Source organism: Mycobacterium sp. SVM_VP21, assembly GCA_024758765.1.
GTDB lineage: Bacteria > Actinomycetota > Actinomycetes > Mycobacteriales > Mycobacteriaceae > Mycobacterium > Mycobacterium heraklionense_C.
Genome location: CP101406.1, coordinates 4,132,230 through 4,145,607 on the forward strand (window position 1 = coordinate 4,132,230; position 13,378 = coordinate 4,145,607).

At 69.2% G+C, this 13,378-nt stretch carries 15 protein-coding genes; 4 read left to right on the forward strand and 11 right to left on the reverse strand.

Annotated features, from left to right (window positions below):
* Window positions 1–62: 62 nt before the first annotated feature.
* Genes nadC through nadA form a run of 3 tightly spaced genes read right to left on the reverse strand, consistent with a single transcriptional unit; the run spans window position 63 to window position 3,555 of the window.
* The gene (gene nadC / locus NM962_19430) at window positions 63–920 is read right to left on the reverse strand and encodes a carboxylating nicotinate-nucleotide diphosphorylase (GenBank protein UVO12047.1); all 858 of its coding nucleotides are present in this window, start codon (window positions 918–920) and stop codon (window positions 63–65) included.
* A complete protein-coding gene (locus NM962_19435) occupies window positions 917–2,506 on the reverse strand; it encodes an L-aspartate oxidase (protein UVO12048.1) in 1,590 nt (529 codons plus the stop codon). The genes nadC and NM962_19435 overlap by 4 nt, the downstream gene beginning before the upstream one ends.
* The gene (gene nadA / locus NM962_19440; protein ID UVO12049.1) at window positions 2,503–3,555 is read right to left on the reverse strand and encodes a quinolinate synthase NadA; all 1,053 of its coding nucleotides are present in this window, start codon (window positions 3,553–3,555) and stop codon (window positions 2,503–2,505) included. The genes NM962_19435 and nadA overlap by 4 nt, the downstream gene beginning before the upstream one ends.
* A gap of 45 nt (window positions 3,556–3,600) precedes the next feature.
* Between nadA and NM962_19445 the strand changes: the two genes are divergently transcribed.
* On the forward strand, window positions 3,601–4,293 hold the full coding sequence (locus NM962_19445) for an NUDIX hydrolase (protein UVO12050.1): 693 nt from the start codon (window positions 3,601–3,603) through the stop codon (window positions 4,291–4,293).
* A 42-nt stretch (window positions 4,294–4,335) separates the two neighbouring features.
* A complete protein-coding gene (locus NM962_19450; GenBank protein ID UVO12051.1) occupies window positions 4,336–5,673 on the forward strand; it encodes a lipase family protein in 1,338 nt (445 codons plus the stop codon).
* On the opposite strand, the gene NM962_19455 is transcribed toward NM962_19450, so the two are convergent.
* Window positions 5,639–6,220: a DUF2567 domain-containing protein gene (locus NM962_19455; GenBank protein ID UVO14840.1), complete on the reverse strand. Its 582-nt coding sequence runs from the start codon at window positions 6,218–6,220 to the stop codon at window positions 5,639–5,641. The genes NM962_19450 and NM962_19455 overlap by 35 nt on opposite strands.
* Before the next feature lie 206 nt (window positions 6,221–6,426).
* Between NM962_19455 and NM962_19460 the strand changes: the two genes are divergently transcribed.
* The gene (locus NM962_19460) at window positions 6,427–6,945 is read left to right on the forward strand and encodes a hypothetical protein (protein ID UVO12052.1); all 519 of its coding nucleotides are present in this window, start codon (window positions 6,427–6,429) and stop codon (window positions 6,943–6,945) included.
* 73 nt (window positions 6,946–7,018) lie between these two features.
* On the opposite strand, the gene NM962_19465 is transcribed toward NM962_19460, so the two are convergent.
* The 3 genes from NM962_19465 to bioB all read right to left on the reverse strand — a co-directional run bounded on the left by NM962_19465 (window position 7,019) and on the right by bioB (window position 8,939).
* On the reverse strand, window positions 7,019–7,579 hold the full coding sequence (locus NM962_19465) for a hypothetical protein (GenBank protein UVO12053.1): 561 nt from the start codon (window positions 7,577–7,579) through the stop codon (window positions 7,019–7,021).
* 122 nt (window positions 7,580–7,701) lie between these two features.
* A complete protein-coding gene (locus tag NM962_19470) occupies window positions 7,702–7,941 on the reverse strand; it encodes a hypothetical protein (protein ID UVO12054.1) in 240 nt (79 codons plus the stop codon).
* Window positions 7,941–8,939, reverse strand: coding sequence for a biotin synthase BioB (gene bioB, locus NM962_19475; GenBank protein UVO12055.1), 999 nt, complete (start codon window positions 8,937–8,939; stop codon window positions 7,941–7,943). The genes NM962_19470 and bioB overlap by 1 nt, the downstream gene beginning before the upstream one ends.
* Window positions 8,940–9,071: 132 nt before the next feature.
* Here bioB and NM962_19480 point away from each other — a divergent pair, with 132 nt between their 5' ends.
* Window positions 9,072–9,647: a TetR/AcrR family transcriptional regulator C-terminal domain-containing protein gene (locus tag NM962_19480; GenBank protein UVO12056.1), complete on the forward strand. Its 576-nt coding sequence runs from the start codon at window positions 9,072–9,074 to the stop codon at window positions 9,645–9,647.
* Here the strand turns inward: NM962_19480 and NM962_19485 are convergent.
* From NM962_19485 to NM962_19500, 4 genes are read right to left on the reverse strand one after another with little or no spacing between them, the layout of a single operon-like run.
* Window positions 9,640–10,146: a 2'-5' RNA ligase family protein gene (locus NM962_19485; GenBank protein ID UVO12057.1), complete on the reverse strand. Its 507-nt coding sequence runs from the start codon at window positions 10,144–10,146 to the stop codon at window positions 9,640–9,642. The two genes, NM962_19480 and NM962_19485, sit on opposite strands and share 8 nt — an antisense overlap.
* Before the next feature lie 2 nt (window positions 10,147–10,148).
* Window positions 10,149–10,829 carry a dethiobiotin synthase gene (gene bioD, locus NM962_19490; protein ID UVO12058.1) on the reverse strand — a complete coding sequence of 227 codons (681 nt, stop codon included), beginning with the start codon at window positions 10,827–10,829 and terminating at the stop codon, window positions 10,149–10,151.
* Window positions 10,826–12,040 (reverse strand): 8-amino-7-oxononanoate synthase, encoded by a 1,215-nt coding sequence (locus tag NM962_19495; protein ID UVO12059.1) that lies wholly within the window; start codon window positions 12,038–12,040, stop codon window positions 10,826–10,828. The genes bioD and NM962_19495 overlap by 4 nt, the downstream gene beginning before the upstream one ends.
* 41 nt (window positions 12,041–12,081) lie before the next feature.
* Window positions 12,082–13,374 carry an adenosylmethionine--8-amino-7-oxononanoate transaminase gene (locus NM962_19500; GenBank protein ID UVO12060.1) on the reverse strand — a complete coding sequence of 431 codons (1,293 nt, stop codon included), beginning with the start codon at window positions 13,372–13,374 and terminating at the stop codon, window positions 12,082–12,084.
* Window positions 13,375–13,378 lie beyond the last annotated feature (4 nt).

Genomic DNA, 13,378 nt, shown 5'->3' on the forward strand with positions numbered 1-13,378 from the left:
GTGACTTCGGCGCGGTTCTGCCCGCTGAGCGGGCAGGATCGCGCCGAAATCGCTGGTTGAAGCTACATGTCCAAGCCGATGTCGAGTACCTGCACCGAATGGGTGAGGCCTCCCACGGCCAGGTAGTCGACTCCAGTGGCGGCGTAGGCGCCCGCGCAGTCCAGCGTGAGTCCGCCCGATGACTCCAGCAGTACGCCGGGGGCGCGCGAGTCGCGCCGCTGCACCGCCATCTGGGTCTGCCAGACCTCGAAGTTGTCCAGCAGCACCAACTCGGGTCCCTCGGCGAGCACCTCGTCGAACTGTTCGAGCGAATCCACTTCGACCTCGCAGGGCACGTCGGGCGCGGCCGCCCGTACCGCCCGCAGCGCCGCTGCGACCGAACCCGCCGCGGCCACATGGTTGTCCTTGATCAGGGCGGCGTCGCCCAGGCCCATCCGGTGATTCACCCCGCCGCCGACGCGTACCGCGTACTTCTGCAGCACCCGCAGCCCGGGCAGCGTCTTGCGGGTGTCGCGGATGCGCGCCGACGTGCCGTCCACCGCATCGACCCAGGCCGCGGTGGCCGTAGCGATCCCGGACAGGTGGCACACCAGGTTGAGCATGGTGCGTTCGGCAGTCAGCAGCCCACGGGTGTCGGCCTTGAGGCTCAGTACCGGTGCGCCGGCAGCAAGCCGGGCACCGTCGGCGACCTTGTCCAACACCTGGTAGCCGTCGGCTCCGAGAACTTCGTCGAGTACCAGCAGGGCCAGGTCCACCCCGGCGATCACCCCGGGCACCCGAGTGACCATGGCCGCTTCGGCCGTCACGCCGGCGGGAACCGTCGCAGCGGTGGTGACATCGGGCCCGTAGCGCAGATCCTCGTCGAGCGCGCGGGCGATGACCTGGCGCGCCTCGCCGAGTTCGGTTTCGGACAGCATCACGATGCGACTCCCGCGGGTGTCTCGAGCGCGACAACTCCGTCGCGCAGCCGGATGGTGGAACTGCGGGCTTGACCGGGGTCGGCGGCCGGGTAGTCAGCGCGGTGGTGGCAGCCTCGGCTTTCAGTACGAGCTGACGCCGCCGCCGCGACCACCCGGGCGGCCAAGGTCAGTGCGGCGTCCTCCACCCCGGCCCGGTCGGCGACCTGGCGTGTACCGGCGCCCGCCAACAGCTCCTGCAGTCGGGTGAGCCCGCGCGCATCGCGGACCACCGAGGCGTCGCGCGACATCGCATCCTGCAGCGTCTGCCGGTCCAGTGCCGTGTGCAGGACAGGCTCGGGTACTGCGGCGTCGGACTGACCCACCGCGGCGGAGTGTGCCGCAGCCGCAGTGCCCGCGCGGTCACCGACCACCAGGCCTTCCAGCAGGCTGTTGGAAGCCAATCGGTTAGCACCGTGCATTCCCGTTCGTGCCACCTCGCCCGCGGCGAACAGGCCGGGCAACTCGGTGCAGCCGGTGACGTCGGTGATCACGCCACCACAGCTGTAATGCGCGCCCGGAACCACCGGAATCGGTTGGCGCACAGGGTCAATACCGGCGTCGCGGCAGGCGGCGGTGACGGTCGGGAAGCGTTCTGCGAAGCCGTCGATCCCGCGCGCATCGAGATACGCGCACTCGTCGCCAGTCTCGCGCAGGCGCGCGTCGATCGCCCCCGCGACCACGTCGCGCGGAGCCAGATCTCCCATCGGGTGCACCCCTGCGGTGATCGATGCACCGCGGGAGTCGATCAGCTTGGCTCCTTCCCCGCGCACCGCCTCGGTGATCAGCGGCCTGCGCCCACCGGTCCCACCGCCGTTGGCGGCTCCCGAGAACAGCATGGTCGGATGGAACTGGATGAATTCCAGGTCGCTGACCGCGACACCGGCCCACAGCGCCAGGGCTACCCCGTCGCCTGTCGCCCCCCCAGGATTGGTGGTCGCCCGGTACAGATGGCCCAGACCACCGGTCGCCAGCACCACCGACGGGGCGTGGATCACGCCGATTCCGTCGACATTGGCCACCAGTACACCGGTGACACGATCGGCGTCACGCAGGATCTGCAGCACCACCTGACCGCAGCGAACATCGAGTTCGGCGGCGGCCTGATCCAGGGCACGTTGCACCTCGGCCCCGGTGGCGTCGCCGCCGGCGTGAATGATCCGGCGCCGGGAGTGTCCGCCCTCGCGGGTGAGCGCCCAGTTCCCGTCCGAGCCCTGGTCGAACACCGCACCCGCGCCGGCAAGGTCGGTAACCGCGCGATAGCCGTCGGCCACGATCGAGGTCACTGCGTCGCGGTCGCACAATCCGCCACCGGCGGCCAGGGTGTCGGCGACGTGTGCCGCGACCGAGTCGTCATTGCCGGGCAGGACCACCGCGATCCCGCCCTGGGCGTAATGCGTCGCCGTTGCCGTGGAGCCCGCAGCGGACTTGCTGAGCACCACGACCTCGCGCCCGGCACGATGCGCAGCCCGCGCCGCCGCCAGCCCGCCGACACCCGTGCCGATGACGACGACATCGGCCCGCTGCTGCCAACTGGGACCAGCGGTCACTTGCTGACCGGGACGGAGTGTCCGATCGCGATCATCCGCTGCACGCTGCGGGCGGCCAGACGCGCCGTCTCGGGGTCGACGTGAATCTCGTCGGCGCCCTCGGTCAGGCTGCGCAGCAGGGCCGCCGGGGTGATCATCTTCATGTACTTGCAGGCCGCCTTGCGGTTGACCGCCTCGAAGTCGACCTGCGGGGCAGCCTTGCGTAGCTGGTGGATCATGCCGACCTCGGTGGCAACCAGCACTTTGCGGGCCCCGGTACGCGCGGCCTCTTCAAGCATTCCGCCGGTGGACAAGATCTTGACCTGCTCTGAGGGGAAATGGCCCTCGCCGACTAGGTACAACGACGACGTCGCGCAGCCGCACTCGGGGTGCACGAACAGTTCGGCGTCGGGGTTGGCCCGCGCCTTCTCCGCGAGCTCGTCGCCGTTGATGGCGGCGTGCACGTGGCACTCGCCGGCCCAGATGTGGATGTTGTCGCGGCCGGTGACCCGTTTGACGTGCTGGCCCAGGAACTGGTCAGGCAAAAACAACACCTCGCGGTCCGGATCGATCGCGTTGACCACATCGACGGCATTGGAAGAGGTGCAGCAGTAGTCGGTCAGCGCCTTGACCGCCGCGGTGGTGTTCACGTAGGACACCACGACCGCGTCGGGGTATTCGTCGCGCCAGGCCTGCAGTTCCTCGGCGGTGATCGAGTCGGCCAGCGAACAGCCCGCCCGGGTATCGGGCAGCAGCACCGTCTTGTCCGGAGACAGAATCTTGGCCGTCTCGGCCATGAAGTGCACACCGCAGAACACGATGGTGTCTTCGTCGGCGGTGGCCGCGATCCGGGCCAGCGCCAGGGAGTCCCCGACGTGGTCGGCGATGTCTTGGATCGCCGGAAGTTGGTAATTGTGGGCGAGAATCGTCGCGTTGCGTTCCTTCTTGAGCCGCAGAACCTCGGCCACCCATTCCTCGTCGGGTTCGATACCGCTGTAGCCGGCCGGCGAGTTCACGATGCGGTCTGCCAGGCTGCTTGCCTGCACACCGCTGTCGGTGAGGGTGGTCATGAGTGACTCCTTCTCAAAACAGGTTTTCGACTTATAATCGAAAACGTGGTCCATACTAGCACCGCGCACGAAGTGCTCACCGTCGTCTTCCAGGTCGGCGGCCTTGACCAGCGCCGACCCCGACTCAACGTGCTGCTGTGGGAACGAGCGCGCGAACCGCAGTCGGGGCGCTGGTCACTGCCCGGTGGCCTGCTGCGCAATGACGAGGATGTCACGGCATCGGCCCGCCGCCAGCTGGCGGAAAAGGTCGACTTACGTGAGATCGCCCACCTTGAGCAGCTCGCTGTGTTTTCCGACCCGAAGCGGGTGCCCGGCGTGCGCACCATCGCCTCGACATTTCTGGGCCTAGTGCCCTCCCCTGCCGATCCGGAACTGCCGAGCGACACCCACTGGCACCCCGTCGACGACTTGCCGCCGATGGCGTTCGACCACGGACCGATGGTGGCACACGCGCACAGTCGCCTGGTCGCCAAGATGTCCTATACGAACATTGGATTCGGCTTGGCGCCAACGGAATTCATCTTGTCAACGCTGCGCGACATCTACAGCGTCGTGCTCGGATACCAGGTCGATGCGACCAACCTGCAACGGGTGCTGGTGCGCCGCGGGGTGATCACCCGCACCGGTACCACCGCCCGCTCGGGGCGCAGCGGCGGCCGTCCGGCGGCCCGATATCGGTTCACCGACTCCGAACTGCGCGTCACCGACGAATTCGCGGCATTGCGGCCGCCCGGGTGAGTCGACTGGAATCTTAACGCCCTCTTAGGTAAGAATGCGGGGATGGACGTCGACAGTCTGGCCCGCGAAACATCTGTCGAGTGGATCGGGCAGGCCCCGCACCAGCCGCTGCAATCCGGCGAACGCCCCCTGCAGCCGGCCGAGGATCCGTTCTATGAGCCGCCGGCAGGCTTCCAGCACGCGATAACGGGCACCGTGCTGCGCTCTCGTGACGTCGAGCTGGCCTTTTTGGGCCTGGTCCCACAGCAACTGCAGGCCACCCAGCTGCTCTACCGCACCGTCGACCGCAACAGCGTCCCGCAGGTGTCGGTGACCACCGTGGTGGTGCCCGCCGACCGGGATCGGACCCAGCCGTGTCCGATCGTGTCGTACCAGTGCGCGATCGACGCGGTGGACGGCCGGTGCTTCCCATCCTTCGCGCTGCGGCGCCACGCCCGCGCACATGGGTCTTTCACCCAGCTCGAGTTCGTGCTGATCGCAGCCATCCTGTCGCAGGGGTGGGCGGTATCGATCCCCGACCATGAGGGCCGCTTCGGCCATTGGGGGGCACCGCACGAACCCGGCTACTACGTGCTGGACGGGCTGCGGGCCGCACTGAGCACCGAGCAGCTGGGACTGTCCCCCGACGCCCCGGTGGGTCTCTGGGGCTATTCCGGCGGCGGCCTGTCCACGGCGTGGGCAGCCCAGGTCTGCGGCGACTACGCGCCCGACCTCAACATCGTCGGCGCTGCGCTGGGCTCACCGGTGGGCGATTTAGGCAACACCCTGCTACGCCTGAACGGATCGTTCTGGTCCGGCCTGCCGGCACTCATGATTGCCGCCCTGAGGCGGGTCTACCCGGAACTCGACGAATTCGTCGAGGAACACGCCACCGTCGACGGACGTGCGCTGATGCGCAAGCTGGAGTCGACCAGTACCGCGGCCGCGGTAGTGCGGCTGCACCACCGTTCCCTGAGTTCCTACATCGACAAGCCGCTGGACGAACTGGTGGAGACCCCGGTGGTACAGCACGTCTTCAATGACACTCGCCTGGGCGGCGAGATCCCGGCTGTCCCGGTGCTGATGCTGCAGGCGATCCACGACCAGGTGATCTCCGTCGACGACATCGACACCCTCGCCGAGACCTACGCCGCCGGCGGCGTGCGGATCACCTATCACCGCGATCTGCTCAGCGAGCACGTGACACTGCATCCACTGTCGGCACCGATGGTGCTGGACTGGCTGCGCGACCGGTTCGCCAACCGGCCGCTGCCGCAGGCCGCGGTGAGCAGCGCGTGGCCGGCGCTGCTGAACCCTAAGACCTACCTCGGGCTGTTGCGCCTGGGCGTGGTCGCGGGCCGGGTCATCACCGGCGGGGCGGTGCGACGCCTTCCGCTGTGACGGCCGGCTGCGGTCGCCGCACGGGCTCCGGCGGATAGCCGCCGAGGTCATCACGAGTGCTCCACGTGGCGCACATGCCGTACACCAGCGCCGCAGTAGCGGCGGGCAACAGCAGCGAGGCCGCGATCTGCAGCGGAGTGTGTCCGAAGAACACCGGTGGCCCCTCGGCGACGTAGTGCACCCGGTGTTCCGGGCTCACCGGTGCGGCATCCACGTCGATAGTGCCGTACCGGCGGTGTACCAGGACGGTGCCGGTCAATACCGCCAGCGCTGCCCCGGCACTCAGCCCCACCAATAGGCTGGCGATCATTCCCGGTCCCCGATGCGCCCGCCACTGCCAGGCCAGAGTGGCCGCTACCACCGCCACTACGCCTAACAGGCCGAGCAGCAGCAATGGCGCGATGAAGAAGTGCTCGGCCTCGTTGCCCAGATAGGCCTGCACCCGTTCCCCGCTGCGGGTCAGTGCCACCACCCCGTTGATGGGCGGGGCGACCCACGCCCACAGTGCGCCGATCGGCAGGCCGACGGCGGTCAGTCCGGCGGCCATCAAAAAGAATGCCCGAGCCCGCGTGGTACGGGGGGCAGCCGCTGGTCGGGCGACCTTGCCGACTGTCGAACGTTCAACCACCTGCCCACCCCTTCCCCTCACACGGTCGACCAACCCTACCGGGCCGCCCGTACCACTCCCGCCGCCCCCAATTCATAGGGAAACACCTGATTTATCGCCGTCGGCCGCGTCGATACCGTCGGTCCATGACCGAACTCGACGAACCATGCCGGCCGACAGAATTGCTGCCGTTCTTGCTGTGCGCGGTGTTGTTCGGGACCGTCGCCTGCGGATCAGGCGCGAACGACAGCGCTCCCAGCAGGAACGCCTCGACCCCGGCCGGCACTGCCATCGATGCCTGCGCGATGGTGCCGGCCCAGGACATCACCGCGCTGCTCGGTACGACGGTGCACGGCAAGTCCTCGTCGATCCGGGCGGACATGGGCGAATGCACGTGGGAGAACGGGGAAACCTACGAATCGGTATCGCTGGAAATCGGCAATCCCGGAACCGCGCCCAACAACACGTTGCCGCCGGTCGATCCGGTATACGGCTTCACCTCCGGCCCCTACGGCACCCGATACATGGGGTCGGGACAGGTCGGGTTTGCCGCCGGCGACCGGTCGAACACGGTGCAAGTGGCGGTGCTACGACTGTCGGCCGCCGAGGCCAACGCGGCCGCGGTGGACCTGGCGCGCAAAATCGCACCGAAGGTCCCCTCCTAGCGAGGTCCCCGCCTAGCGGCTTCGGCAGCGGCAGCTCGCCGCAGTGCCTGCAGGGACCCGGCAGGGATCGGGATTAATCCGGGGCGAGCATGCAGACGTCGGTGTTGTATTTCTGGCCCGCCTGCTGCTGAAATGGGCTCGGGTTGCACGCGTTGGGCCCGTCAAGCGGATCGCCACTGCCCGCGGTGCCGGCGGGGGCACCGGACGGCGGTTCGTTGTCTTCGCGGCGCTCTCGCGGCTGCGGATCGGGATGATTGCGCTGATACCGGGATTGGGCGGCGGCGTTGTGCCGCCTTGCCTGGTCTCGAACGCCGGGGTCGACGCAGACGGTGTCACCGTCGAATGCCTCGCGCCACACGAAACCCGACTTGCAGGTGGCCGGGCCGTAAGCGCCGCCATTCGGCTCGCGGTTTTGGGCGGCACTCGCGTTCTGTCGGGCGGTGTCATCCCGGATTCCTGGCGCTACGCACACGTCGTCGCCGCCACGTGCCTCGCGCCAGACAAAGCCCTGCACGCAGGTGTCGGGACCGTAGGGCAGGTCATCGGCTACCGCCGGCGCCGGAAAGGCGGTGGCCAATCCGGTGATCGCCAGAGTCAGCGGTAGCGATGACGAATATTTGGCCTTGGTTTTCATGATGCGTTCCTCCGGTTTGCTCGTGAACGCATCCGACGTTAGGAGGCCCGACGGCAAAGATAAATCGGGTGTTTCCCTATCGATTCGGCGACGGCCTCACCCATCGGGTCGTCAAGGACCGGCTACCGCTGCGCTTCCAGTTCCGACGAATCCACCAGGCCGTGCCGCGAACACTTCGCCCACCACCCGTCCGGGCGGACCTGGACCGTCATCCGGCGTCCGCAGGAGGCACAGAATCGTGGCGGCTCCAGACCCAACTGGGCCGCGGTGGGCAGCGATGCGCCGGCCGGATCGTCGATCTGCACGCCGGTGTAGACGTTGTAGACGCCGGCTCCCACCGGAACGGGCAGGTCGCGGACCATCACAGAGTGGCGTTGAGTGCCTTGATCGGCATCTGCAGGTCGTCGAGCAGTTCCAGGTCGGTCTCGGCCGGCCGGCCCAGGGTGGTCAGGTAGTTACCGACGATGATGGCGTTGATGCCGCCCAGGATGCCCTGCTTGGCGCCCAGGTCGCCCAGCGTGATCTCCCGGCCGCCCGCGAAGCGCAGCATGGTGCGCGGCAGGGCCAGCCGGAACGCAGCGACGGCCCGCAGCGCGTCGGCGGCCGGCAGCACCTCCAGGTCACCGAACGGGGTGCCCGGGCGCGGGTTGAGGAAATTCAGCGGTACTTCGTCGGGATTCAGCTCGGCCAGATCGGCCGCGAACTCCGCGCGCTGCTCCAGCGTCTCGCCCATGCCGAGGATGCCGCCGGAGCAGACCTCCACGCCGGCTTTGGCCACCATCCGCAGGGTCTCCCACCGCTCTTCCCAGGTGTGGGTGGTGACGACGTTCGGGAAATGCGATCGCGCGGTCTCCAGGTTGTGGTTGTAGCGGTGCACGCCCATGGCGGCCAGCTTGTCCACCTGCTCCTGGGTCAGCATGCCCAGCGAACAGGCGATCTGGATGTCGACCTCGTTGCGGATCGCTTCGATACCGGCAGCGACCTGGGCGAGCAGCCGCTCGTCGGGCCCGCGCACCGCGGCGACGATGCAGAACTCGGTGGCTCCGGTCTTGGCGGTCTGCTTGGCCGCCTCGACCAGGCTGGGAATGTCCAGCCAAGCGCTGCGCACGGGTGAGGAGAACAGTCCCGACTGCGAGCAGAAGTGGCAATCCTCCGGGCAGCCACCGGTTTTCAGGCTGATGATGCCCTCGACCTCGATCTCGGGACCGCACCAGCGCATCCGCACCTCGTGGGCCAATGCCAGCAGCTCATCGAGGCGATCGTCGGGCAGCTGCAGCACCTCGAGAACCTGATCCCGCCGCAACGCCTCGCCGCGCTCCAGTACCTGTTCCCGGGCCAGCGCCAGGATGTCGTCAGTCATGCGCGCCGCTCCTCCTCATCGCTTCGTCCCCCTCGCCGCTGCGCGGGCTGGGGTGCCCCCACTACATCGTCGCCGCCGCGGGTCACGCGTGCTCCCTCAAGACTTGAACGGTGTTCAGGTTAGGCTAGCGGGGTGCAGCTGCACAAACCTGACGTGGTCGCCGCGGCGACCACCATCCTGGACGACTACGGCATCGCCGATCTGTCGATGCGCCGGCTGGCGCGCGAACTCAACGTCAGCCCCAGCGCGCTGTACTGGCATTTCGCCAACAAGCAGCAGCTCCTAGGTGCGGTCGCCGACCGCGTATTGGCACCTGCCTGTGCCGACCCAGGCCCGGGCGGCTGGCAGTGGCGGATCCAGACCGTCGGCGAACGCCTGCGGAACGCGCTGCTGTCCCACACCGACGGCGCCGAACTGGTGTCGGCCAGCATGGCGGCGGGCCAGTCCCGCGCGGCCACCGACATCCTGGCGCTGCTGGCGGAGGCGGCGACGGCTGCCGGCGTGCATCCTGATCAGGCCGGCCAAGTCGCCCGCACCGTCGTCTACTACGTCTTGGGGTTCACCGCCGACGAGCAGTCCCGCCTGCAGTGGGACGCCGCCGGGGCTGCCGAGATCACCCCCGAGGCCGACCCGAGCAGCGCCTTCGCGTTCGGGCTGGGATTGCTGGTCGACGGGCTGGCGATGCGCGCCGGGCTCTCCGTCAGCTGAGCAGATATTCGGTGCGCGCGTTGCCATCCCAGCGTCGCAGCCCGACAAACCGTCCGGTGATATCGGAGCGGCCGGCGATTCGCTGAGCCCGGCCCAACTGGGCCGGACCGACCCGGCGGGCCAGCGTGGTGTGCGCCGTCCACTGGCCGGGCGCCACGTTGGCCAGCGGGCCGGGTATCAGGTGGGGAGCGCATAATCGGTAGACCTGCTCGTGCAGCTCCAGCAGTGCCAGCGTCGGCACCACCAGCCGTGCCAGTACCCCGTGCGAGCGGCCGAAGATCAGCGTCGCGCCGAGCGTGCAGGCCATCGGCAGTCGGTCGGCAACCGCGACTAGAGCGGCGTCGACCTGCGGATCGATGCGCTGGGCGACCACCAGGGTGACGTGCGGTCGAGCGGCCGGGGCCTGGGTGGGCACTTCTGCCGCGGCCAGATCGGACCAGATCCGCCGGAGCGCGGTCTCGGTGTCGGCGTCGAAGACCAGCTCGATCGAGTGCACCATCGCTACCCCCCTAGGGTGCGCACCCAGTCGGTGTCGAACGCTGCGGTACTCATCGCGGCGAACTCCGCGCCGCCCAGCGCGCCGGCTCCGGCCGGCAGCACGGCGCGTACCGGCGCCTGCTGGGCAAGCGCCCCGCGATTACTGGTGGCGGCCGGTCCAGGCTGAGCCGGCCAGCTGCCGATCACCAATCCGGCGCACGACAGTCCTTGTCCGGCAAGTGATTCCAGGGTCAGTGCGGTGTGATTGAGGGTGCCCAGTTCGGCGTCGACCACCACCAGCACGGGGGCCCCCAGGTCGATGGCCAGATCGCGCAGGGTGACGCCGTCGGCGGCCAGCTCGACCAGCAGGCCACCGGCGCCCTCCACGAGGGTCAGTTGTCCCGGTCGGTCGGCGGCGCGGATCATGGCCAGCAGGTCTGCCCGGGTCGGCAGCGCCATCCCGGCCTGCTCGGCCGCGGCCACCGGGGCCAGCGGCGCCGGGTAGCGGGCGGCGGCGAACAGTGCGGTCACCCCCGACAGTCGGCCGACCTCGGCCAGGTCGTCGTCGCCGTCAGCGGTGCCGGTCTGGACCGGCTTGCACACCGCCACCTCCAGACCCGCCTGGCGGGCAGCGCCGGCCAGCGCGGCGGTCGCGATCGTCTTGCCCACCCCGGTGCCAGTGCCGGTGATGACCAGGACGGTCATGACGGCAAGGCGGGGTGGTGGCGCAGCACGTCGCGCAGCACCCGTCGCGCCAGCTCCAGATCGTCGGCGGTCAGCGAAGCCCGCGCAGTCAACCGCAGTCGCGACGTGCCGGCCGGCACGGTGGGCGGCCGGAAACAGCCCACCCGCACCCCGGCGTCCAGGCATGCGGTGGCGGCGGCCACCGCCACTTCGGCGTCCCCGAGGATGACCGAGACCACCGCGGATTCCGGTGGTTCAGCGAGGCTCGACGAAGGAGAGGTGAAGCTGGGACCGCCGCACGAGCCCTGCTGGTGGTGCAGCCCGCAGATCTCCGCTAGCACGCCGGCGTTTCGCAGCACGTCGGCGGCGCGGGACGGTTCGGCGACCAGCACATCCAGGGCGGCCGATGCGGCGCCCAGCGCCGCCGGCGCAAGACCGGTGTCGAAGATGAACGAACGGGCCGAATCGATCAGGTGGTCGCGAACCTCGACCGGCCCCAACACCGCGCCGCCCTGACTGCCCAAGGCCTTGGACAACGTCGTGGTGATCACCACATCGGGCGCCCCGGCCAGTCCGACCTCGTGTACCAGCCCGCGGCCGCCTGCGCCACGCACGCCCAGCGCGTGCGCCTCGTCGACGAGCAACAGTGCGCCGTGCCGGCGGCACACCTCGTGCAGCTGCCGCAGCGGGGCCAGCGCGCCGTCGGTGCTGAACACCGACTCGGTGAGTACCACGGCGCGTTCCTCGGTCCGGCCGGCCAGTGCGGCGGCCACCGCGTCGACGTCGCGGTGCTCGGTGACGACGACTCGTGACCTAGACAGCCGGCAGGCGTCGACCAGAGATGCGTGACAGTAGGCGTCGGAGACCAGCAGTGCACCCGGCCCGGACAGGCTGACCACTGCGCCGAGGTTGGCGGTGTAGCCGGAGGAGAACACCAAACCCGCTGGGGCGCCGACGAAATCGGCCAATTTCTGCTCGAAGTGCTGATGAAGTTCGGTGTTGCCGGTCACCAGGCGCGATCCCCCGGCGCCGCCGCCCCAGGTCTGCAGCGCCTGCACGCCGCCGGCGATGACGGCCGGGTGGGTGGACAGGCCGAGGTAGTCGTTGGATGCCAGGTCCAGTTCGCCGGTGACGACGGGCCGCGCCCGCAGTGAACGTCGCAGGCCGGCCTCGCGACGCCGCTGCTCCACCTCGGCCAGCCAGGCCAGTGGCGACACATCGGTGCGGGTCACGCGGCGCTCCCTGTGCGGTCTCGAGACGACTTGAACACTGTTCAGGCTAAGGCATGAACAGTGCGCACCATCGCGCCGCCGATCCGGGCGATCTCCTCGGACGTACAGACGTAGGGCGGCATCGCGTAGATCAGGTTGCGGAACGGGCGCAGCCACACGCCCTGGGACAGCGCGGCTCGAGTCGCGACGGCCAGGTCCACCGACTCTCGGCATTCGATGACGCCGATGGCGCCGCAGACCCGGACATCGACGACTCCCGGCAGGTCGCGCGCGGGTTCTAGGGCGGTGGCCAACCCGGCGCCGAGCGCGGCGACCGACGAGCGCCAGTCCTGACGCAGCAATAGCTCCGTGCTGGCGACCGAGACCGCGCACGCCAGCGGGTTCGCCATAAACGTCGGCCCATGCATCAGCGCGCCGGCCTCGCCGCCGCTGATCGTGTGGGCAATCTCGCTGCTGCACAAAGTGGCGGCCAGGCTGAGGTAGCCGCCGGTCATGGCCTTGCCGACACACATGATGTCGGGGCTCACGCCCACGTGGTCGGCGGCGAAGAGCTCGCCGGTGCGGCCGAAGCCGGTGGCGATCTCGTCGAAAATCAGCAGCACGCCGTGGCGGGTGCAGGCCTCGCGCAGGTCCGCCAGATAACGCGGATCGTGGAAGCGCATACCGCCGGCGCCCTGCACCACCGGCTCGACGATCACGGCCGCCACCTCTTCGCGATGGTGCTCCAGCTGCGCCTCGAACGCGGCACTGTAGGCCGGGTCGTAGTCCCGGGGCACCTGCGGGGCGAACAGCTGCGCCACCAATACCTCGCGCCACAGCGAATGCATGCCCCCGTCGGGGTCGCAGACGCTCATCGGGGTGAAGGTGTCGCCGTGGTAGCCGCCGCGCCAAGTCATCAACCGGTGTTTGGCGCCGCGGCCGCGAGCGCGCCAGTACTGCAGCGCCATCTTGACCGCGACCTCCACCGACACCGACCCTGAGTCGGAGAAGAACACCGTGTCCAACCCGGCCGGGGTGATCTCCACCAGCAGCTTGGCCAGCCGGGCGGCGGGTTCGTGGGTGAGCCCGCCGAACATGACGTGGCTCATGGTGCCCACCTGCGCCGTCAGCGCGGCGTCCAGTTCGGGGTGGCCGTGGCCGTGAATCGCAGTCCACCAGGAGCTCATCGCGTCGAGCACATCGACCGGTGCATCGTCGACGACCAAAGTCAGGTAGGCGCCCCGGGCGGCCAGCGCCACCGTCGGCGCCAGGGATTCGGCGCCGATTGTGCTGTACGGGTGCCACAGGTGCGCGGCGTCGATGGCGCTGATCTGGTCGGGACTCAACGCGGACATGCCT